The 22,237-nt window shown below is 70.8% G+C and carries 13 protein-coding genes; 9 read left to right on the top strand and 4 right to left on the bottom strand.

All coding sequences use genetic code 11. From position 1 onward, the window contains the following. The first annotated feature begins 74 nt into the window (after positions 1 to 74). The 3 genes from ACPT94_RS10470 to ACPT94_RS10460 all read left to right on the top strand — a co-directional run bounded on the left by ACPT94_RS10470 (position 75) and on the right by ACPT94_RS10460 (position 3,460). Positions 75 to 1,223 (top strand): PP2C family protein-serine/threonine phosphatase, encoded by a 1,149-nt coding sequence (locus ACPT94_RS10470; protein WP_425245704.1) that lies wholly within the window; start codon positions 75 to 77, stop codon positions 1,221 to 1,223. A 90-nt stretch (positions 1,224 to 1,313) separates the two neighbouring features. Beyond that, on the top strand, positions 1,314 to 2,090 hold the full coding sequence (locus ACPT94_RS10465) for a hypothetical protein (RefSeq protein ID WP_360331868.1): 777 nt from the start codon (positions 1,314 to 1,316) through the stop codon (positions 2,088 to 2,090). Next, entirely contained in the window at positions 2,087 to 3,460 is a 1,374-nt protein-coding gene (locus ACPT94_RS10460) for an alpha/beta hydrolase (protein ID WP_425245703.1), read from the top strand. The genes ACPT94_RS10465 and ACPT94_RS10460 overlap by 4 nt, the downstream gene beginning before the upstream one ends. Here ACPT94_RS10460 and ACPT94_RS10455 read toward each other — a convergent pair. From ACPT94_RS10455 to ACPT94_RS10445, 3 genes are all read right to left on the bottom strand, one after another. After that, the gene (locus ACPT94_RS10455) at positions 3,449 to 4,945 is read right to left on the bottom strand and encodes a family 43 glycosylhydrolase (protein ID WP_425245702.1); all 1,497 of its coding nucleotides are present in this window, start codon (positions 4,943 to 4,945) and stop codon (positions 3,449 to 3,451) included. The two genes, ACPT94_RS10460 and ACPT94_RS10455, sit on opposite strands and share 12 nt — an antisense overlap. After that, complete coding sequence (locus tag ACPT94_RS10450; protein WP_425245701.1) at positions 4,942 to 8,232, bottom strand: discoidin domain-containing protein; 3,291 nt, start codon at positions 8,230 to 8,232, stop codon at positions 4,942 to 4,944. The genes ACPT94_RS10455 and ACPT94_RS10450 overlap by 4 nt, the downstream gene beginning before the upstream one ends. Before the next feature lie 198 nt (positions 8,233 to 8,430). Continuing rightward, entirely contained in the window at positions 8,431 to 9,459 is a 1,029-nt protein-coding gene (locus ACPT94_RS10445) for a LacI family DNA-binding transcriptional regulator (RefSeq protein ID WP_360331856.1), read from the bottom strand. A 219-nt stretch (positions 9,460 to 9,678) separates the two neighbouring features. Between ACPT94_RS10445 and ACPT94_RS10440 the strand changes: the two genes are divergently transcribed. The 6 genes from ACPT94_RS10440 to ACPT94_RS10415 all read left to right on the top strand — a co-directional run bounded on the left by ACPT94_RS10440 (position 9,679) and on the right by ACPT94_RS10415 (position 21,291). Continuing rightward, positions 9,679 to 10,995 (top strand): ABC transporter substrate-binding protein, encoded by a 1,317-nt coding sequence (locus ACPT94_RS10440; protein WP_425245700.1) that lies wholly within the window; start codon positions 9,679 to 9,681, stop codon positions 10,993 to 10,995. Positions 10,996 to 11,085: 90 nt separating this feature from the next. Continuing rightward, positions 11,086 to 12,048: a carbohydrate ABC transporter permease gene (locus ACPT94_RS10435; protein WP_360331851.1), complete on the top strand. Its 963-nt coding sequence runs from the start codon at positions 11,086 to 11,088 to the stop codon at positions 12,046 to 12,048. Between the two features lie 44 nt (positions 12,049 to 12,092). Next, positions 12,093 to 12,914, top strand: coding sequence for a carbohydrate ABC transporter permease (locus tag ACPT94_RS10430; protein WP_360331958.1), 822 nt, complete (start codon positions 12,093 to 12,095; stop codon positions 12,912 to 12,914). A gap of 48 nt (positions 12,915 to 12,962) precedes the next feature. After that, positions 12,963 to 14,903, top strand: coding sequence for a glycoside hydrolase family 127 protein (locus ACPT94_RS10425; RefSeq protein WP_425245699.1), 1,941 nt, complete (start codon positions 12,963 to 12,965; stop codon positions 14,901 to 14,903). Beyond that, on the top strand, positions 14,864 to 19,051 hold the full coding sequence (locus ACPT94_RS10420; protein WP_425245698.1) for an Ig-like domain-containing protein: 4,188 nt from the start codon (positions 14,864 to 14,866) through the stop codon (positions 19,049 to 19,051). The genes ACPT94_RS10425 and ACPT94_RS10420 overlap by 40 nt, the downstream gene beginning before the upstream one ends. A 59-nt stretch (positions 19,052 to 19,110) precedes the next feature. Next, positions 19,111 to 21,291: a glycoside hydrolase family 127 protein gene (locus ACPT94_RS10415; RefSeq protein WP_425245697.1), complete on the top strand. Its 2,181-nt coding sequence runs from the start codon at positions 19,111 to 19,113 to the stop codon at positions 21,289 to 21,291. Positions 21,292 to 21,329: 38 nt separating this feature from the next. On the opposite strand, the gene ACPT94_RS10410 is transcribed toward ACPT94_RS10415, so the two are convergent. After that, positions 21,330 to 22,223 carry a TIR domain-containing protein gene (locus ACPT94_RS10410; protein ID WP_360331841.1) on the bottom strand — a complete coding sequence of 298 codons (894 nt, stop codon included), beginning with the start codon at positions 22,221 to 22,223 and terminating at the stop codon, positions 21,330 to 21,332. Between the last annotated feature and the right edge of the window lie 14 nt (positions 22,224 to 22,237).

Below are 22,237 nucleotides of genomic sequence, written 5' to 3'. Positions count from 1 at the left end.
AGAACCCCTTTTCCTGGATGAAACAGGCATTCCGGGATTCTGCCCCCTACCCAGGTGAGGACTGCGGACAAGACATGAGTCAGGCCCGAGACCATGGTGACGACCACTGGCCGGCACGGCTGTTCAGGAATCGAGCGGCCACCGGGACACCCGTACTGCCCGTACTCCCCGTGCTGCTCGTCTCCGCCGTCGTGCTCGCCGATCTCCTGGGCGGAGCCGGCATGATCTGGTTGCCCCTGCTCGCGGCCGGGCCGGCGCTGGCCGCCACCACCAACGGGCCGCGCGGTGTCCTGTGCGTCGGCCTCCTCGCCACGGGGCTCGGCGTGACGCTCGGCATCCGGGACGGCGTTCCCGGCGGCGAGCTCGCGGCCGTCCTGTCCGCCCTGGTGGCCGTCACCCTGGCGAGCGGCCTGGCCAGCGCGCTGCGCGGACGCCGGGAACGAGTGCTCGCGGCCGTCCGCTCGGTCGCCGAGACCGCCCAGCACGCGCTGCTCAAGCCCGTGCCCGCCACCGTCGGCCCGTTCCAGGCGGCGGTCCGCTACAGCGCCGCGGCGGCCGAGGCCCGTATCGGCGGAGACCTCTACGCGCTGATCCCCACCCCGTACGGGGTGCGGCTGATCGTCGGCGACGTCCGCGGCAAGGGACTGCCGGCCGTCGGTACCGCCGCACTCGTGCTCGGTGTCTTCCGCGAGGCCGCCTACGACGAGCCCGACCTGCTCGCCGTCGTCGACAGGATCGAGCGGAGCCTGGCGCGCAACCTCGGCGGCGACGACTTCGTCACGGCCGTGGTCGCCGGGTATCCCCGGGACGGCCAGCTGGAGGTGGTCAACTGCGGTCACGCGCCTCCGCTGCTGGTCCGCGCGACCGGCGGGGTCGAGTCGGTCGAGCCCACGCATCCGGCACCGCCGCTCGGCCTGCGGGCCCTCACGGACCAGATCCCCAGCCTCCAGGTGCTGCCCTTCGCCGACGGCGACCAGCTGCTGCTCTACACCGACGGGGTCATCGAGGCCCGCGACCGCGACCGCGCCTTCTATCCGCTCGTCGAAGGACTGGAGCGCCATGTGTGCGACGAGCCGGCCCGCACCCTCACCGGGCTCCACGACGAGTTGCTGGCGCATGTGGGCGGCCGGCTGCACGACGACGCGGCGCTGCTGCTGATCCGCAAGCCGGCCGATCGCGGAGCGTCCGTTCCCGCGCCGGCCTTTTCCCGGGTGGCCGTGTAGGACGGCTCTGCGGGACCGCCGGGGAGTGCGGCTGCGCGGAACTCAAGTCCCTTATGTTGCTTGAGCTTTCAATGTTGCAGACTGGCCCCCATGACACGCATGAGGAAGCTCGCCACCGCGGCAGCGGTGGCGGCCACGCTGCTTGCGACACCCCCCACCGCCTCCGCCACTCCCGCCCCGCACGGAACCTTCGTCCGGGAGAACTTCGACCGCCTGCCCCTCGGCCCCGTGACCTCGGGGCGCGGCTGGACCAGTGACACCTCCAACGGTTCGCTGACCGTCGAACGGAGCACCACCGGACACGGCCGCCAACTCCGGCTGCACACGGAAGGCAACGGTCGTGCCTTCCTCGTCCTCTCCGACCTCGCGCCCTCCGGCAACAGCTTCTGGGCCCGGCTGCGACTGCGCGTCGACCGGTTCCCCATAGCCCCCGCCTGGGCGCACTGGACCGTCGCGGAGGCCTCCGGCTCCGACGCCCCCACCCTGGTACGCCCGCTGGGCGGCCAGTACGCGCCCACCGATCAGGGCAACTTCTGGGGAGTCGGCTCCGACCTGGGCCCCACCGGGGACTGGACCGCCTGGAAGACGTCCGCTCCCGCCACGGCCGGGACCTGGAGTTGCGTCGAGTTCCACCTCGACGCCACCGACAACCGCGTCACCGTCTATCTGGACGGCGTGGAGAAGCCCGAGCTGACCGTGTCCACCAAGGAACACGGCGGCACGGCGGACGACTTCGTCTTCCCGCGCTTCGACAGGCTCAAGCTGGGCTGGCAGCTGTACCAGTCCGACCCCACCCCCTCGTCGTACGACCTCCGCATGGACGACGTGGCGCTGAGCAGCAAGCGGGTGGGCGGGTGCGCCTCATGAGAAGGGAACCGCCCCGCAGAGCCGTGCTCGGCGGGATCGTCGGCGGCCTCGCCCTGACGGCCGCCATGGCCGGCCCGGCCTCCGCGGCCGGGCGGCGGGACCGGGCGGCGGCCCGCGAGCCGTACGTCCCGCTGGCGGTGGGCGCCGGGGGCGGTCCGGCCGGAACCGACCGGGTGCACGTGCTCAAGGTCGGTCCCGACTCGGCGCACACGGCCCTGGTGCTGGTCCCGGGGATGTTCGGGGCCGCGAACGACTTCCGGCTACTGGCCCGAGATCTCGTGCGGGCCGTGCCCGGCGTGCAGGTGTGGGCGTTCGACCGGCGCGAGGAGAACCTGGCCGACCGCTCCGGCTTCGCCACCGCCGACCCGGCCGGGTACTACCTGGACGGCCACTACCGCTCCCAGGACCCGGCCGCCTCCGCCTTCGCCGCCCGATGGGGCCTGACCCGCACCCTGGAGGACCTGCGCACGGTCGTCCGGGCCGCCGCACACGGCGGTCGGCGCCGGGTGGTGCTCGGCGGCCACTCCTGGGGCGCCACCACCGCGATGACCTACGCCGCCTGGGACTTCGACGGCCGCCCCGGACACCGCGATCTCACGGCCCTGGTGCTGATCGACGGCGGGGTGCGCGGGGCGTTCGAGGGGACCGGGCAGCCGGTCCACAACTCCCCGGAGGAGGTGCGCGAGCGGCTGGCGGCGATCGACCGCGGCGCCGTCTTCGACCTGACCCTCAGCGGCGTCGGGCTGGGCGGCCGGGCCGAGAGCACCCAGATCTGGTACCAGCTCGCCGGCTGGTACGCGCACAGCGACCCGGACGGCCGCTCGGTCCTGCAGCCCCGGCTGCCCGACGCCCTGCGGCCGCCGTACCCCGTCACCAACGCCGGTCTGCTGGGCACGCTGGTGGACGCCGGGTTCGGCTGGCCGAACGACATCAGCGTGCACTCCGGGCACCTCGCCGACAGCGGCGAGGTGCGCGGCTGGGTCGACACCGGCATCACCCCGATCAGCCGCGTCGCGGCGGCGTACGCGGGCGGCCCCGAGCCGGCCGTGTGGGAGTGGTACTGGCCGGCCCGGGCGTCGGTGGACCTCGATGTCGCCGATCCCTACGCGGACACCCGCCTGGCGCGCTCGCTGGGTCTGCGGCTGCTCCACACCGCGGACCTGGACGTTCCGCTCTACGTCTTCCAGACGAGCTACGCCAGGGGGACGATCGCGTCGGCCGCCCGCGAGGTCGTGGCCGCCTCCCGTGTCCCGTACGCGGTGTACGAGACGGACAGCGGGATGAACCACCTCGACCCGCTGTTCGCCGCCGCGTCCCACAACACCCTGACCGGCACCCTGGCGCCGTTCCTCGCGCGGCTACTCGCCTGACGGCGCGGGCAGGGTGACGCCGAGCGCCACCGGGGTGCCGAAGTTCGGAGTGCCGTCGGCGTTCCAGGTGAACTTCTGCGCCCTGGTGGTGCGGTTCATGTCGCAGCCACCGCTCGCGGAGTTGTTGGCGTGGTACACGATCCAGTCCTCCGTCCCGTCGGGCGACTTGAAGAAGCCGTTGTGCCCGGGCCCGTACACACCGTTGGCGTTGGACCGCTGGAAGACGGGGTTCGGCGACTTGACCCAGGACGAGGAGCTCAGCGGGTCACCGCCGTTGTACGTCAGCATGCCCAGCTTGTAGTCGGGCGTGGAGCAGTGGCTGGCGGAGTAGACGATGAAGGTCTTGCCGTTCCGCTGCAGGACCTCGGCGCCCTCGTTGACCGCGCCGCCCACCGTCTCCCAGCTGTAGGTCGGGGTGGACAGCACCCGGCGGGTGCCGCTCGCGGTCCACGGGTTGGACAGCGGCCGGATGAACATCGGCTGCGAGCCGTTGTAGAAGGTGCCGAGCAGGTAGAGCTTCCCGTTCAGCTGGAGAATGCTCGGGTCCAGCTCCCAGGTGTTGTCCTGGGTCGGGTCGAGCAGGTCGGCCTTGAAGGTGTAGGGGCCCATCGGGTCGAGTCCGGCGCTCTCCAGCACATGGATGCGCTGGGTGCCCAGGTCGTAGGGCTCCCGCCCGGCCGTGTAGTAGAAGTACCAGCGCTTCCCGTTGGGGCCGTCCAGCAGATGGAACTCCGGGGCCCACATGGTGCCCGCCCCGTTGGGCCGGCTGAGGTTGAAGATCACCTGGTCGGTGGCCGTGGCGAGCCCCGCCAGGGTGGCGGCCTTGCGCATGGTGACCGTCGAGTTCCAGGTGGTGGTGGCGAGGTAGTAGTACCCGTCGTAGTACGTCAGCCAGGGGTCCGGCCCGTGCTGCGACAGCGGGTTGGTGTAGGTCTTCGCGCCCGTTCCGCCGCCGGTGAAGGCGGGCAGCCGCCACACCCTGCCGTTCGCGGTGGCGCACGGAAGCTGCACCAGGTCGGTGTTGGAGGCCGACGAGCCGCCGCTGGGCGTGACGCACTTGCCGGAGCCGACGGAGACCAGGTTGAAGGTCTTGTCGGTGCCGCTCACCGACACCGCGGCGAGCCGCCACTGCTGGTTGGTCCCGCCGTGGCAGGGCCACTGGATGATCGCCGCGTTGTCAGCCGTGGACGCGCCGTACACGTCGACGCACTGACCGGACGGCGTGGTGATCGTGTACGTGTCGCTCGTCCCCGAGACCGGGGCGAAGCCGAAGTTCTGGTTCGCGCCGGAGCCGCACGTGAAGGCACGCAGCTGCGTCCCGTTGGCCGGCGAACCGCCCGGCAGGTCGAGGCAGTTGCCGCCGTTCTGGTTCACCCCCGTCGAGGTGAAGCCGACGGCGGCGGCAGCGGGCGGTGGCGCCACCAGGAAGGCGACCGCCAGGGCGAGGAGGGCGAGGAGCGCGGACAGGCATCTGGAACGGGTCACGGGCCGTACACCTTTGCTTCGAGGAGGCCGACAGAGCTGGTGCCGTTGCCGGTGAGCAGCACTCGGAGTCGTGTGGTGCTCGTGGCGGTGAACGTGACGGTGTTGTACTGGTTCCTGGCCAGCGGATAGCCGCCGGCGCCGGGCACGTCGACGTAGGCGCTGCCGTTCCAGTACTGCAGCTTCCATGAGGCGGGCATGTCGATGCCCTGGTCGTCGTCGAAGAAGTACACCTCGGCCCTGTCGAGCGTCCTCGCCGACGGCCAGGTCAGCTCGGCCCACTGCTGACCGGTCTCCGGCCAGGTCCCCCAGCGCGGGTTCACGGTGTCGTTGGACGACGGCGGATCGATCCCGTCGTTGACCGCGGTGACGCTCTCCCAGGGGGAGGTGTACGACGCGGAGGCCGTCGCGGAGGTCGCCAGGTTGGCCGGAGGCTGGACACCGCCCCGGTTGAAGACCTTGACCTCGGTGAGGCCGGTCTTGGCGCCGGAGGCGTTGGTGGCCAGGACCCGTATCCGCTGGGCGCTGATCGCGGGGAACTGCACCAGGTTGTAGTTGGCGCGCGGTGCGGCCGGGCTCTTGGTCTGGCCGGGCACGTTCACCCACGAACTCCCGTTGAGGTACTGGATGGTGTACGCGGACGGCGCCCGGTAGGTGGTACTGGCCGGGCGGCTGTCCTTGAAGTACAGGCGCACCTCGTTGAGGGTGCGGGCGGTGCCGAAGTTCAGCTCGTACCAGTCCTGGCTGTTGGCGGAGCCGCCGGCGCCCCAGAAGGGCTCGTTGGTGGGGTATCCGTCGACCGCGCCGGAGACACTGCTGCCGGACCCGGTGTGGGAGGCGGTCACGCTCGCCCCGGAGGCGAGGTTGGTCAGGTCGGCGGTCAGGTCGACGCCGGCCTTGGCGAGCATGTCGACCATCTGCGGGCTGTTCTGCACGACTTGCTGGGGCGCCTTGAGGCCGGGGACGGCCGTGTGGTGGGTGACCGTGCCGCTGGTGGTGACCTCGCCGGTGGCCGGGTCCCAGGTGAAGGGCACCAGTGAGGCGACGGTGGCGACCCGGTTGCCGTTGACGTAGATCGAGTAGCCCTCCGGGATGCCGGGGTAGCGCACCACGCCGTCGGCCGGGTCGTCCCAGACGACGGACAGGTCGGCGCCCCGGTAGCGGAGGTTGTTGACGGTGAAGTGGGACCACCCGATGTCGATGGGGGAGAGCTCGACCTTGGCGTCGTTGCGCGGCCGGAGCCCCGCGACGTCCTCGATCACCGTCCAGTTGCTGCTGCCCAGGATGTTGTGGTGGATCCAGGAGCGGTAGGTGATCGAGCTGCCGTTCCAGTCGGCCCAGAACTCGTTGGCGTCGGGCCACTGGGTGTTGCCGCCGACGTACTGCGCCCAGGCGTTCCAGTACAGGAGCTTCTTGTAGTCGGTCGCGCTCATCCAGGAGTTGGGGTAGTTGCGCAGCACCGAGGAGTAGAGCCGGAACTGGACCGTGGAGTTGATGGTGGAGAAGTTGTTCGAGCCCGGGTTCCCGGCGTCGGCCGCCGCCTTCTTGTCGGCCTGGTTCGCCGTGTAGAAGGGGAAGACGGGGTACTGGGCCGGGTCGTCGTACAGGCGCAGGGCCTGCCGGTAGGTGGCGGTGTTGGGGACGGCTCCCACCGAGAACGGGTAGTAGTTGTTGATCTCCTTCCAGGGCACCCACTCGTTGGTCGACTTCAGCCGGTGCTCGAACAGCTGCCGGCCGGGATTCCAGAGGACGTTGACGATGGCGTCCTTGATCTGCGTCGCCAGCGTGCGCATCTCCGTGGCCTTCGCCGTGTTGCCGACCGTCTCGTAGGCCTGGGCCGCGGCGAGCGCGCCGCTGTACTGGTAGGCGGACTCGGCGCGGTCCATGTTCCCGGGCTTCCAGTGGAAGGACACCGCGTCGGCGTCGTTGCCGGTCAGGGCGCCCCAGTCGTACTCGATGAGCTTGTTGTTGTCGTGGTCGTAGTGGGCGAGCTGGCCCTTGACGTCGCCCTCCGCGTACTTGGCCAGGCTGGCGGCGATGGCCGGCTGGCCGCCGTGGATCTGGTAGCTCTTCCACGCCGCCTCGGCGATGTACTGGGTGTAACTGTTGGACCAGTTCTCCGGGTCACCCGGGTTGTCGAGGAACCGGCCGCCCTTGGAGGTCTGGCCGACGCTCAGCCAGTCCCCGTAGGCGTAGGCCGGATTGCGGAGGTACTTGAGGTCGTCGATGTGCATCGGCTGGGTGAGCGCGATCGCGTTGTTGTAGCCGAGGACGCCCTCGGTCGAGGTCGGGAACTGGTAGGTCTGCCCCGGGATGTCGGCGTCGAGGTTGTTGAAGCGCATCAGCCACCAGCGGTAGTAGATGTTCTTCTTGATCGCGGGCTCGGGCACGTCGATGTAGGGCACGTTCTGCGCCCACCACAGGTTGTAGGCCTTGACGTGGGTGGCGAACGCGGTCGCGTTCGAGTAGCCCGCGTAGGCGTTGTAGTCGGTGAGCGATGCGGGGATCTCGTCGGTGACGAAGCCCATCACCACCTTCGCGGTGACCGTGGCCCCGGCCGGGACCGTCACGGACCGGCTGAGCGCGCCGCCCGAGGCGGTGAAACCGTCGCCGGTGAGCCGTGGCCGGATGGTGGTGAGGTTGTTGTAGGCGTTGACCTGGCCCGTCAGCTCGCTGCCGGTGCCCGTGGTGGCGTACGGGGAGGTCGCCCGCAACTGCAGGGTGGTCGAGCCGGTCCCGTTGTTCCTGATCGACAGGTTGGTCACCGCGACGTTGTTGTCGGTGATGAACTTCGTCTGGTCGACCGTGATCGAGCCGCTGGTGTGCACGCTCTTCCAGTGGCTGGGCGTCTGCCGGCGCTGGGCGACCTGCTCGGTGAAGGTGCCCGGACTGATCGCGACGGTGTAGGCGTTGTCGTTGCTGATGCTCTCCCAGTAGGCGACCTGGCCGCCGAAGCCGAACACCGCCGGGTTGTGCGTCTTCATGAAGACCGCCCGCCCCCGGCTCATCAGCCAGGGGCCGGCCGGGTCGTCTCCGGAACGGGCCAGCATGCGGTCCATCCAGAAGTCGGTCCCCGAACTCTCCGCGTCGTAGATGCTCCGCATCATGTCGCCCGATGTGTGGGCGACCGGCGGGGCCGGGATCGCGGGGCCGCTGAAGGTGGGGAAACCGATCGTCTGCGCCGCCGCGGCCGGGGTCGCGGTCACGACGGAACAGACGCTGAGCACCAGGGCGACGAGGAGGCACCTCGTGCGCCGGCGTCGTACCAGGAGGACGTGCGGTCTTCTCATCGGATGCTCCCTGTCCGGCTGACGACAAGCGTTCGCCCGCGATGGCGCCTACGTGCATGACCCGGGGAGTGCTGAAACGACCTAAAAGGTTTTCGCAACGTAGGAGGGAGCTGATGGAGTGTCAAGAGAGAGGGACGACACCCGTGTTCACCGACGGGTCGTTCAGGGCGAGTACGTGTTCCAGGGCAACGGCGTGGTTCAGGACAACGGCGCCGTGGATCCCCTGATCACCACCCGGCACGGCAGGGTCTCGACACCCGACCGCCGCACCCCGCCGATCGCGGTGAACAGGGCGTGCGCGGCCGCGCGCCCGACCTGTTCCAGGTTCATGTCGACGCTCGTCAGCGGCGGGCGCGAAGCGGACGTCATGACCTGCCAGTTGTCGAAGCCCATCACCGCCACGTCCTCCGGCACCCGGTGACCGCGCTCGCGCAGCACGTCCATCACGCCCCGCGCTATCTGGTCGCTGCCGCACAGGACGGCGTCCACCTCCGGGTGCTGGTCGAGCAGCAGCGCGGTGGCCGCCCGCCCCCAGCCCTCCGACCAGGCCCCGAACCGCGGTTCGCCGACCAGGGCCAGACCGGCTCGGGCGAGCGCGGCCCGCGTGCCCTCGGCCCGGTCCCGCGCCGCGAGGTACCCGGGATCGCCGGTGATGTGCGCGATCCGGGTCCGGCCGCAGGCCAGCAGATGCTCCACCGCGATCCGGCCCGCGTCGACGTTGTCGGGCACGATCGACAGATCGTCGGGGTCGTCCGACGGCGCGTACGCGTACACCACGGGGACGGGCAGCTCGCGGCCCAGGGAAGGGCGGGGGTCGGTCCGGCTGCCCACCACGATGAGACCGTCGACGCGGCGTCCGAGCAGCGCGCGGACGTGGTGCTGCTCGCGGATGGCGTCGCCGCGGGCGTCGCACAGGAAGACCGCCACCTCGCCCGCCCCGAAGGCGTCCTCCGCGCCCATGAGGATCGGGATGCTGAACCGGCCCTCCAGGTCGCTGGTGAGCAGACCGACGGTCCCCGTCCGCCCGGCGAGCAGACCGCGGGCCAGCTGGTTGGGCCGGAACGACAGCCGCTCGGCGGCTTCGATCACCCGCTGGCGTGTCTCGGCGCGCACCTGGCTGCGGCCGTTGAGGGCCTTGGACGCGGTGGCGATGGACACGCCCGCCAGCCGGGCGACGTCGCCGAGCGTGGCGGGATGCGAACGAGAGGGGCCGGCGGCCTGTGTCATGGGTGTTCTCCTGTCTCGCGTCGCGTGCCGAGGCCGTCGAGGGTGGCACGTCGCGCGTAAAACGGTACGCGAGATGTTTCGGCAGCGGTGAGTCCAGGGCGTCTCCGCAGGTTTCGGTGAGGTCCGACAACCCCTCCGTGCAAGGGGATTGACGGCGTGTTGGTCGCGCCCTAGCTTTCAGAAAGCCTTTTCGGTTCATTTCTGTCGAGGGGGATCGTCATGAGGAGCACGACCGGACCACGTGGACGCGTACACCGGCTCGTCACCGGTGCTGTCGCGCTCCTCGCCGCAGCGAGCCTGGTCACGGCCTGCGGGTCGGGGGACGGCGGATCGGACGGCGGCGCGGGCGGCAGGGCGGCGGACGCCAACGGGGTCGACGACGGCGCCAAGCTGACCATGTGGACGCGGGCGGCGACCCGGCCGCAGAGCGAGGCACTGGTCAAGGCGTACAACGCGAGCCACAAGAACAAGATCGAACTCACTGTCATCCCCACCGACGACTACCAGGCCAAGGTCGGCGCGGCCGCCGGATCCCGGGACCTGCCCGACCTCTTCGCCTCCGACGTGGTGTTCGTCCCGAACTACACCACCAGCGGGCTCTTCGCCGACCTCACCGAACGCCTCGACGCCCTGCCCTTCGCCGAACACCTCGCCCAGTCGCACATCAAGGCCGGTACGTACGAGGGCAAGAAGTACGTCGTGCCGCACACCCTCGATCTGTCGGTGCTCTTCTACAACAAGGAGCTCTACCGGCGGGCCAAGCTCGACCCCGCGAAGCCGCCCACCACCCTGGAGGAGTGGGACCGGCAGGCACGGGCCGTGGACGCGCTGGGCGGCGGAGTCGACGGCACCTTCTTCGGCGGCGGCTGCGGCGGCTGCGGCGTCTTCACCTGGTGGCCGTCCATCTGGGCGGCGGGCGACGACGTACTGAACAAGGACGGCACCGAGGCGAAACTCGACTCCGCCACCGCGCAGAAGGTCTACGGGACCTACCGCGGATGGGTGAAGGACGACATCGTGGCACCCGGCGCACGCGACGAGACCGGCACGACCTGGACCGGGGTCTTCCCGAAGGGGAAGGTCGGGGTGATGCCCATGCCGTCGACCACCCTCGGGCTGATGCCCAAGGACCTCGACCTCGGCGTCGCCCCCATCCCCGGCCCCGGCGGCGGCAAGTCCACCTTCGTCGGCGGTGACGCCATCGGCATCGCCGCCACCAGCAAGTCCGCCGACCAGGCCTGGAACTTCCTCGCCTGGTCCCTGGGCGACAAGGCCCAGGTCGACGTGGTCGCCGCGCACAAGGACGTGGTGGCGCGCACCGACCTCGCGTCCAACAAGCACTCCGCCGCGGACCCGCGCCTGGTCACGATCAACCAGCTCGTGGCGGACGGCCGCACGCCGTACGCGCTGAAGTTCGGCCAGACCTTCAACGACCCCAACGGGCCCTGGCTGACCATGATGCGCAACGCCGTCTTCGGTGACGGGACGTCCGTCGAGAAGGACAACAACGCGGTCACCGCGTCGCTGGCCGACTGAGCGGCGTCCACCCGTGACTCGGCCCACGGCAGCTCCACGCGACACGGCACGTCACCCGGCAGATCCCACGTCACCCGGCAGAGGAGAGCCATGCAGGTGAAGGCGCCCGACCGAGCGCCCGCCGAACACCGGGCCCCACCGGAACACCAGCCCCGCCGATCCCGTACGTCCACGCCCCTGTGGCGGTCCCGCAAGGTCCAGGGGCTCGCCTACGCGGCCCCCACGGCCCTGTTCGTCACCGTCTTCTTCCTGCTGCCCCTGCTGCTCGTCGGGCAGATGTCGCTCAGCGACTGGCCCCTGCTCGCGGGAGACCGGGGCGGCAACGCCCCCGAGAACTACACCGACGTCACCGACAGCCCCCTGTTCTGGCCCGCCGTCCGCTTCACCCTCCTCTACACCGTGATCGTCACGGTCGTCCTCCTCGGCCTGGCGCTCCTGCTCGCCCTCCTGGTGCAGGAGTCCCGCCCCGGCGCCGGCTTCTTTCGCACGGTCTACTTCCTGCCCGGCGCCCTCGGACTGGCCTCCGCCTCCCTGCTCTTCTGGGGCCTGTACAGCCCCACCACCGGCCCCCTCAGCCGCACCCTGGAAAAGCTGGGCCTCGTCGACGAGCCGGTGTCCTTCCTCGGCACGCCGACCTCCGCCCTGCTCTCGACGGTGTTCCTCGTCGTCTGGAAGTTCGCCGGCTTCTACATGCTGATCCTGCTCGTGGGCCTCCAGCGCATCCCCCACGAGGTGTATGAGGCGGCACGCATGGACGGCGCGAGCCGCGCCCAGATCTTCCGCGGCATCACCCTGCCGCTGCTACGGCCGTCGCTCGCCCTGTCCCTGCTGCTGTGCGTGACCGGATCCCTGCTCGCGTTCGACCAGTTCTTCGTCCTCACCAAGGGGGGACCGGACAACAGCACCGTCACCGTCGTGCAGTTGATCTACCGCGAGGCCTTCCAGCGGCTGAACCTCGGCACCGCGGCGGCCCTGTCGATCCTCGTGCTGGCCGCGCTGCTCCTGCTCAACGTCCTGCAGTTCCGCGGACTGCGGCACGCCGACGAGTCATGACCCGCCCCGCACCCGACACCCGCCTCTGGAGAAGGGACACCACGGTGCTCACCCGCGCCCTCGGCCGGACGCCCCACTACGTCGTCGCCGCAGGCCTGGCCGTCATCTTCCTCTTCCCCCTGCTGTGGAACGCCTGGGCCTCGGTCAGCGGACAGCCCGGCACCGCGCAGGAATCCGGCTACGGCCTCGGCAACTACCGGACGCTCCTCGAGTACGACGCCGGCCTGTGGCGGTACCTCCTCAACAGCACCGTCGTCTCGGCGCTCACCGTGGCCCTGACCCTCGGGGTGTCACTGCTCGGCGGCTACGCCTTCGCCCGCTTCACCTTCCCCGGCAAGAACCTGCTCTTCCTGCTCACCCTGGCCATCCTCATGGTCCCGTACGCCACGCTCCTCATCCCGCTCTACGTGCTGCTCGGCAGGCTCCACCTGCAGAACTCGCTGATCGGGCTGAGCCTGGTGCTCGCCATGTTCCAACTGCCGTTCGCCACCTTCATGATGCGGATCGCCTTCGAGGCGGTGCCGCGCGAACTGGAGGAGTCGGCGCTCGTCGACGGCTGCGGCACGGCGGGCGCACTGCGCCGGGTCCTCCTCCCCGCGGTACGGCCGGGCCTGATCACCGTGGGCCTCTTCGCCTTCCTCGCGGCCTGGAACGACTTCATCGCACCCCTGATCCTCATCTCCGACAGCGAGAAGGCCCCCCTGCCGCTGGCCGTCGCGAACCTGCGGCAGCAGAGCATGGGCGCCGTCGACTACGGGGCGACCGAGGCGGGCGTGGTGGTCCTCGCCGTGCCCTGCCTCCTGCTCTTCCTGCTGCTGCAACGGCACTACGTACGGGGCTTCATGTCGGGCGCGCTCAAGGGCTGAAACCTCCACACACGGACACCCGAAAGGACGTACCGAAGGCATGAACTGGTGAGGGAGAACACGGCGCGCTCGTCCGTCCTGCCGGTGGCGCCGAGCCGGGGACGGCTGCGCCCGCTCGGTCTCGACGAGGTCAGGATCACCGGCGGCTTCTGGGGCCGGCGCCGGCACACCAACGCCACCGCCACCATCGGCCACTGCCTCGACTGGATGGAACGCGTCGGCTGGACCGGCAACTTCCGCGCCGCCGCCGAGGGGCGGATCCACCGGGACCGACGAGGCCGCGAGTTCGCCGATTCCGAGATGTACAAGCTGCTCGAAGCCATGGCCTGGGACGGCGCCGCGCACGACGCGGAGATCGCGGCGTCCACCGACGTCGTCGCCCCCGCGCAGGAACCCGACGGCTACCTCAACACCGCCTTCGGCCGCCCCGGTCAGCAGCCCCGCTACAGCGACCTCGAATGGGGCCACGAGCTGTACTGCTACGGGCATCTGATCCAGGCGGGCGTGGCGCAGACCCGGGCCCACGGCGAGGGCGAGCTGGCGAAGATCGCCCGCCGCGCCGCCGACCACGTCTGCGCCACCTTCGGCCCAGGCGGCATCGAGGGCGTCTGCGGCCACCCGGAGATCGAGACGGCCCTCGTGGAACTGGCCAGGGCGACGGGGGAGCAGCGCTACCTCGACCAGGCCGCGCTCTTCGTCGAGCGGCGCGGACACGGCACGCTCGCCGACATCGAGTTCGGCCGCGCCTACTTCCAGGACGACATGCCCGTCCGCGAGGCCGGCGTGCTGCGCGGGCACGCCGTCCGCGCCCTCTACCTCGCGGCCGGCGCCGTCGACGTGGCCGTGGAGACCGGCGACGAGGAGCTGCTCGCCGCGGTCGTACGGCAGTGGGAGGCCACGGTCGCCCGCCGTACCTACCTCACCGGCGGCATGGGCTCCCACCACCGCGACGAGTCCTTCGGCGACGACTTCGTGCTGCCCCCCGACCGCGCCTACTCGGAGACCTGCGCCGGCGTCGCCTCCGTGATGCTCAGCTGGCGGCTGCTCCTCGCCACCGGCGACCCGCGCTACGCCGACCTCGCCGAACGCACCCTGTTCAACGTGGTCGCGACCTCCCCGTCCGAGGACGGCCGCGCCTTCTTCTACGCCAACACCCTGCACCGGCGCCACCGCGGCACCGTGCCCCCCGCCGACGCCGTGAGCCCGCGCGCCGAGTCGAGCCTGCGCGCCCCCTGGTTCGCCGTGTCCTGCTGCCCCACCAACGTGGCCCGGACCCTGGCCCAGCTGCCCGCGTACCTCGCGACGGCGGACGACCACGGCATCCAGCTGCACCAGTACGCCGACGCCGAGATCGCCACCACCCTCGCCGGGGACCGGGACGTCGCGCTGCGGGTCCGCACCGACTACCCGTCCGGCGGCAGCGTGACCGTGCGGGTCGGACGGTCCTCCGACCACCCGTGGACCCTCTCGCTGCGCGTCCCCGCCTGGACGCGGGGCGCCACGGCGTGGCTGGTCGACCCGGACGGAGTACGCCGCGCCGTCGCGCCGGGCACGGCCGAGGTCACCCGGGCCTTCCGCTCCGGCGACGAGGTCCGTCTCGAACTCCCCGTGGCCCCGCGCTGGATCGGCGCCGACCCGCGCGTCGACGCGGTGCGCGGCACGGTGGCCGTCCAGCGGGGGCCCCTGGTGTACTGCGCGGAGTCCGTGGACCTGCCGGACGGACGCGAGGTCGACGCCGTACGGGTGGACCCGTCCGCCCAGCCGGAGGACGGGCCGGACGACACCGTTGTCGCGCCTGGTGACCTCGCCGTACCGGGTCGACCGGACGGCGCCGCGTGGCCGTACCGGCCGCTCGACGAAGCCCCCGCTCCCGCCGCCGAACGCGGCTCGGGGATCGTCCTGGTGCCCTACCACTCCTGGGCGAACCGCGGCCCCTCCACCATGCGGGTGTGGCTGCCGACCACCACGCCTCCCGGAAGGTCGTCATGAACGGACCGTGGAGAAGACGCCACCCCCGCACCGCCCTGGCCGGAGCGCTGGCCCTGGGGCTGCTGGCCACGCTCGCCGCGGCCCTGCCCGCCGCGGCGGACAACGCGGACATCGGCTACCCGGTCTACTCCGGATCCGCCCACCCCGTACCGGAGTTGCCGGCCGGCTTCACCACCCACCGCACCCTGCGCGCCCAGTACGAGGCCGACCGGAAGGCGGGCGACGGAACCGACTTCTGGATGGACCGCATGCTGGCCCGCAAGGGCCAGGACCCGTCGGGGGACTGGCTGTTCACGCGGGGCCGGGCGGTGTTCATGAAGGAACACGACCCCGCACGGCTCGGGTTCGCCGGCAAGGTCGCGTACTGGGAGAGCATCGACAACCGGTCCGCGTACACCGTGAACCTGTCCGTGGACGGCGAGGACCTGACCCTCCACGAGGACACCGGCGCCCGTACGCAGACCCCCAGCCACTGGCGCAGCGAGTTCACCCACGAGGCCACCGGTCTCAAGGTCACCCAGACCAAGTTCATCACCGACGCGGACGTGGCCGTGACGAACCTGGCCGTCACGAACACCGGTTCCGCGCGCCGCGAGGTCACGCTGCGCGCCTCGTCGCCCTACACCACGACCGCCGAAGGCCGTGAACTCACCGGCGCGGTGCCCGCGAAGAACAACCTCACCACGGTCTTCCCCCGGCTCAGCGGCGACGGCTTCGCCCCCGACGGCCCCGAGGGCGAGTCGCTGACGCGTACCCTCACGCTGCCCGCCGGCCGCACCCTCACCACCAAGGTCCAACTCGGCTTCGTCACCGAGGAGATCGCCCGCTCGCGCACGGAGTACGACGCGGTGCGCGCCGCGCACCCGGCCGCCGCCTTCCGCACCCATGTGCAGACGTACAACCGCTGGTGGGCCGAGAACCTGCCCTACCTCGACATCCCCGACGACAACATCGAGAAGACGCTCTACTACCGCTGGTGGCTGCTGCGTTACAACTACCTCGACGCGGACATCCCGGGCAACGACTACCAGTTCCCGACCTCCATGGAGGGCGTCCTCGGCTACAACAACGCCATCGCCCTGACCGTCGGCATGTTCGTCGACGACCTCAAGTACCTGCGCGACCCCAGCTACTCCTACGGCCCCTGGGTGTCGGCCGGCGAGGTCTCGAAGAACGGCAAGTACACCGACAACCCGGGCGACCCGGAGAACTGGTCCAACAGCTACACCCAGTACATCTCCGAGGCCGCCTGGCGCTCCTACCAGGTGCACGGCGGCCCCGACGGGATCGTGCGCAACCTCGCGCGGTACGCCGAGCAGGACGTCCGTGGCCAGCTGGAGAACTACGACCACGACGGCAACGGACTGATCGAGTACGACTGGGGCGCGATGACCGGCAACGACGCCGACGCGGTGTCGTTCGACTGGAAGCCGGGCAACCTGGACCGCGCCGAGTCGGCGTACGTCTACAGCAATGCCGGCGCGGCCGCCCGCGCCTACGACCTGCTCGGTGAGAAGGGCAAGGCCGACGAGATGCGCGGGGTCGCGCGGCACGTCAAGGACGGAGTCCTGAAGTACCTCTGGGACCCGAAGGACAAGCTGATCAAGCACCGGCACGTGGCCGGCGACACCCTGGTGCCCTGGAAGGAGATCAACAACTACTACCCGTACAGCGTGGGCCTGATGCCCACGGCGGACCAGGACCCCCAGTACCTCGAAGCGCTGCGGCTGTGGGCGGACGACAAGCAGTACCCCGTCTTCCCGTTCTTCACGGCGAACCAGGCCGACAAGGCGGAGGCGGCGGAGCAGGGCCACCCGGGGAGCAACAACTTCTCCGTCATCAACTCCACCGTCACCTTCCGCTTCCTCTCCTCGGTGCTGCGGAAGTACCCGAACAAGTACATCGACCGCACCTGGTACAAGAAGCTGCTGTCCTGGAACGCCTGGTCCCACTACGTCGACGGCGACAACCGGTGGCCCGACCAGAACGAGTTCTGGGCCGACGGCAGCGCCGACCCGCAGAAGATCGGATACCGCTCCTGGATCCACCACACCATCCTCGGCACCACCAACTGGACCGTGATCGAGGACGCGATGGGCTTCCGGCCGCGCGACGACCGGAAGATCGAGCTGTGGCCGATCGACGTCGACTGGCCCCACTTCGCCGTCACCGACATCAACTACCGCGGCACCGACGTGGCCGTGCTGTGGGACGCACCCGGCGACGGGAAACGGCCGTACGGCAAGCGGGTCCCCGAGGGCTACTCCGTGTACCTCGACGGGAAGCTCGCCCTCACCGCCGACCGTCTCACCCACCTCGTCTACGACCCCGCCACCCGCAAGGTGACCTTCCCCGACGGCGGCGGCGCCAAGGCGCGAACCACCGGACTGCGTACGGCCGTCGCCGAACCGCAGGACGTCGCGTACGGCCCGAAGGACCGGGTCACCGACCTCTTCGCCAAGGCGGGCCGGGACCTGACCGGCAGGGCGAAGGAGAACCTCGCCGCCGGCGCGACCGCCCGCGCCTCCCACGAGGCCCAGGGACACGGAGTGGCCGGCGCCGTGGACGGCTTCACGATCAACGAGCCCTTCTGGGGCGCCCGCGGCTCGGGCAACACGGAGGACTGGTACGAGCTCGACTTCGGGCGCAGGCGCGCGGTCGACGACGTCCGGCTTCACTTCTACAGCGACAAACGGCCGGGCGGATACGCAGAACCGGCCTTCTACACCGTGCAGTACCAGGACGGCCAGGGCCGGTGGAAGGACGTGAGCCGCCCCGCCAAGTCACCCGTCCATCCGAGAGCCAACCTCAACCAGGTGCGCTTCCAGAAGGTGACCACGCAGAAGCTGCGGGTGCTGCTGCGCCACCGGGACGGCCACACCAGCGGCCTCAAGGAGATCCAGGCGTACGCCACCGGCGTCAGACCCCCGGCGGCACACAACCAGCCCCCGTACGTCGAGGCGTGGCGCGACACGACGTACAGCCGTCCGGGCCAGGTCAGAGTGACGGGGATCGTGGAGGACGACGGGCTCCCGGAGCGGAAGCTCTCCGCGTCGTGGCAGGCGGCGGACGGCCCCGACGGCGGCACCGTCATCTTCGACACCCCCCGAGCCTCCACGACGGTCGCCCGCTTCACGAAGGCGGGCACCTACACCCTCGAACTCACCGCCGACGACGGCACGTCGAGGTCGTCGAAGAAGGTCGTGGTGAAGGTGGCGGGCCTCTCGGACGGACAGGTGAACGTGGCGCCGTCCGCGACCCCCACCGCGTCCTACACCTCGGGCTGGGAGTCGGTCGCCGCGATCAACGACGGCCGGGAACCCGCCTCGTCCTCCGACGCCCCGCGCTGGGGCAGCTGGCCCGAGAAGGGCACCCAGTGGGTCCAGTACACCTGGGCCGACCCGGTCCGCGTGGACGGCTCCGACCTGTACTTCTTCCGGGACGCGCAGCCGGGCGCGGCCGACGGCGTCGGAGTGCCGGCCTCCTGGGTCATCGAGTACCGCGACGGCGACACCTGGCGCGAGGTCGACTCGCCCAGCGGCTACGGCACCGCCGAGGACCGCTACAACCGGACCACCTTCACCCCGGTCACCACCACGGCCCTGCGCGCCCGGCTGACCGGACACCCCGACCTCGCCCTCGGCGTCCAGGAGTGGAAGGTGTACGCGCAGACACCGGAGTCCGTGCGCGAGGTCCACGTCCCGACCCCGCGCGGCAGGATCCCCGAACTGCCCGGTGAGGTGACGCTGGTCTACTCCGACGGCTCCACGGCGCGCTCACCCGTGGCCTGGCCCGCCCTCACCGAGGACCAGGTCGCCGAGGGAGGCACCAGCGTACGGATCACCGGCCTCGCCGACCGGACGGCACAGCCGGTCACCGCCACCGTGTGGGTGCGCCAGACCGACGCGGTCGAGATCACCAGCCTCGCGGAGGAGCGGGCCACCACCCGCGCCGGCCGGGCGCCCACGCTCCCGGCGACCGTCGTCGCCACCTACAACGACGGCTCCAAGGACAGCCGGGTCCCCGTGACCTGGGACCCGGTGGATCCGGACCGGTACGCCGGGCCGGGGTCCTTCGAGGTGAAGGGGACCGTGGCGGGCACCACGTACCGCGCCACGGCCACCGTCACCGTGACCGCCGCTCCATGACCGCGCAGCCCCCGTTCCATCGCCCATGCCCGCCGACGACCGACGATCGGAGTCCGAGCATGTCCCAACCCCCCTCCCGCCGACGCGTGATGAGACTCGCCGCCGCCACGGCGGCCGCCGTCCCCCTCACGCACGCGGCGACTCCCGCGCACGCCGCCCCCACCACCGCGGCACAGGCCGCACCGACCGCGGCCGCGCCTGCCGCCCCCACCACCGCGGCCGCGCCGCCCACCCCGCCCACCTGGGCCGTACGCCCCTTCCCCCTGGACCAGGTGACCCTCGGCGACGGCGTCTTCCGCCGCAAGCGGGACCTGATGCTCGACTACGCCAGGTCCTACCCGGCCGACCGCATCCTGGCCGTCTTCCGCGCCAACGCCGGGCTCGACACCCGCGGCGCCCGGCCGCCCGGCGGCTGGGAGACCTCCGACGGCAACCTGCGCGGCCACTACGCCGGCCACTTCCTCACCCTCGTCGCGCAGGCGTACGCCGACACGCGCGAGGCCGCGCTCAAGGCCAAGCTCGACTACATGATCGGCGCGCTCGGCGAGTGCCAGCGGGCCCTGGCGGACCACGGCTCGCCCAGGCCCAGCCACCCCGGCTATCTGGCGGCGTACCCGGAGACACAGTTCATCCTGCTGGAGAGCTACACGACGTACCCCACCATCTGGGCGCCGTACTACACCTGCCACAAGATCATGCGCGGTCTGCTCGACGCGCACACGCTGGCCGGGAACGCGCAGGCCCTGGAGATCGCCGCGAAGATGGGCGACTGGGTGCACAGCCGGCTCGGGCGCCTGCCGAAGGCGCAGCTGGAACGCATGTGGTCGATCTACATCGCCGGTGAGTACGGCGGGATGAACGAGGTGATGGCGGACCTGTACGCCCTCACCGGCCGTGCGGAACACCTCGCCGCCGCCCGCTGCTTCGACAACACCGCGCTGCTGGACGCCTGCGCCGAGGACCGCGACGTCCTCGACGGACGCCACGCCAACCAGCACATCCCGCAGTTCACCGGCTATGTGCGGCTGTTCGACCACACGGGCGAGGAGCGGTACGCCGCCGCGGCCCGCAACTTCTGGGGCATGGTCGTCGATCCCCGCATGTACAGCCTGGGCGGCACGGGCCAGGGCGAGATGTTCCGCGCCCGGGGGGCTATCGCGGCCACCCTGGGCGACAACAACGCCGAGACCTGCGCGACGTACAACATGCTCAAGCTGAGCCGTCAGCTGTTCTTCCGCGCGCCGGACCCCGCGTACATGGACTACTACGAGCGGGGCCTGACCAACCACATCCTCGCCTCCCGCCGCGACGCCCCGAGCACCAGCAGCCCGGAGGTCACCTACTTCGTCGGCATGGGCCCCGGGGTCGTGCGCGAGTACGACAACACCGGGACCTGCTGCGGCGGCACCGGCATGGAGAACCACACCAAGTACCAGGACTCGGTCTACTTCCGCTCCGCCGACGGCAACGCCGTGTACGTCAACCTCTACCTCGCCTCGACCCTGCGATGGCCGGAGCGAGGTCTCGTCATCGACCAGACCAGCGACTACCCGGCCGAGGGCGTGCGCACCCTGACGTTCCGGGAGGGCGGTGGCCGGCTCGACCTGCGACTGCGGGTTCCGTCCTGGGCCACGGGAGGCTTCACCGTCACCGTCAACGGGGTCCGGCAGCAAGTGGCGGCGGCGCCCGGCAGCTACGTCACCCTCAGCAGGAACTGGCGGCGCGGCGACCGGGTACGGGTCTCGACGCCGTACCGCCTGCGCGTCGAAAGGGCCCTGGACGACCCCACGGTCCAGTCGGTGTTCTGCGGGCCGGTCCTCCTGGTCGCGCAGAGCCCACAGCAGGGCTTCCGCACCTTCTCCTTCTACAAGGACTTCACGCTCCGGGGCGATCTCGCCGACGTGATCCGGCCCGAGGGCCGCCCGCTGCACTTCACCACGCACGGCCTGACCCTCGCCCCGTTCCACATCGCGGACGACACCCGCTACCACGCCTACTTCAAGCGCTCGGAACCCGTCGTCGTGTTCGGCGCGACCGACTCGGGCGTACCGAACCGCGCCCGTGCCGACGGCCTGACCTTCCTCGACGTGCTCTGGGCGCAGGCGCCCTTCGTCAACTCCGGCCGTTTCGTGGGGGCGGTGCGAGCCCTAGCGGACGACTGGCTGTCCGCGGGGCTGTTCACCCGTGCCGAACGGGACCGCGTCGTGGCGGCCGCGGTCGGCGCGGACCTGAGGCGCTGAGGACCCGCCGACTGCACGGCGTCCGGGATCCGGGCGGTTCACAGACAGGCGTCGAAGTCTCCGGCCTTGTGCCAGTCGACGCCCCTCATGCTGACCGCGCACCCGGCGTCGAGCAGTCGGTGTGCCAACTCCTGCCGGCGCTCGGACGAGTTGTTCATGCGCAGGACGTGGCGGCCGAAGATGTCGCTGAAGGGGCGCAGGCGTCCCATCTCCACGAGGACGGTCCGGTGCTCGTCCCGTCCCATGGCCATGCCCGCCTCGAAGATCACGTTGGGTCTGGCCTGTCCGGTGAACTCCGTCTCGTGCGCGGGATCGTGCGCCTCGTGCCACTTCGGCTGGAGGCGGGCCTCGTCGTCCGGCGTCATCAACACCACGATGGCCGCCGCCTCGCGGAAGGCGGCGTTGAGGATGTCGCCGATGTAGGGGGTGGCCTTTCCCGTGGCGGAGCGGGCCTCGTTCCATTCGATGGGATCGAGCGAGAGGGAACGCAGGAAACTGAACATGGCGTCGCGCGCGTCGAGATTGCGGCCGTGCACGACGAACACCCGGCGGGAGTTGTCGGCCTGCGCGCCCGGGTTCGGGTGGGTGTCGGTCATGGGAATTCCGCTCGTTCCGGGGGGCTCGGTGATGAACTCGTCCGTGACGTCCTGCCCGGAAGCCGCGATGAGCCATTCGTCCGAGGTGGTGACGTCGTCCCCCGACCTGGCGCGTCGGGAACGGACGCCGGGCAGCAGCATCTCCGCACTCTGCTCGGTCCAGTTGATCCGTATCTTGTCGAGATCCTGCGGAGCGACGGATGTCCCTCCGATGACCAGCGGACGCCCCTGACGGTAGGGCGCCAGAAAGAGGCGTTCGAGTTCCTCGCCGGTCAGGTTGAGGCGGACCTCGTCCCGGATCGAGTGCTTCCTGGTCACCCGGACGTGAAACGGCATGCGTACCCCGTTCT

The organism is Streptomyces aurantiaciflavus (assembly GCF_049808595.1).
Taxonomy (GTDB): Bacteria; Actinomycetota; Actinomycetes; order Streptomycetales; family Streptomycetaceae; genus Streptomyces.
The sequence above is the reverse complement of the archived record's forward strand: the minus strand, read 5'-3'. Positions and strand labels throughout refer to the sequence as shown.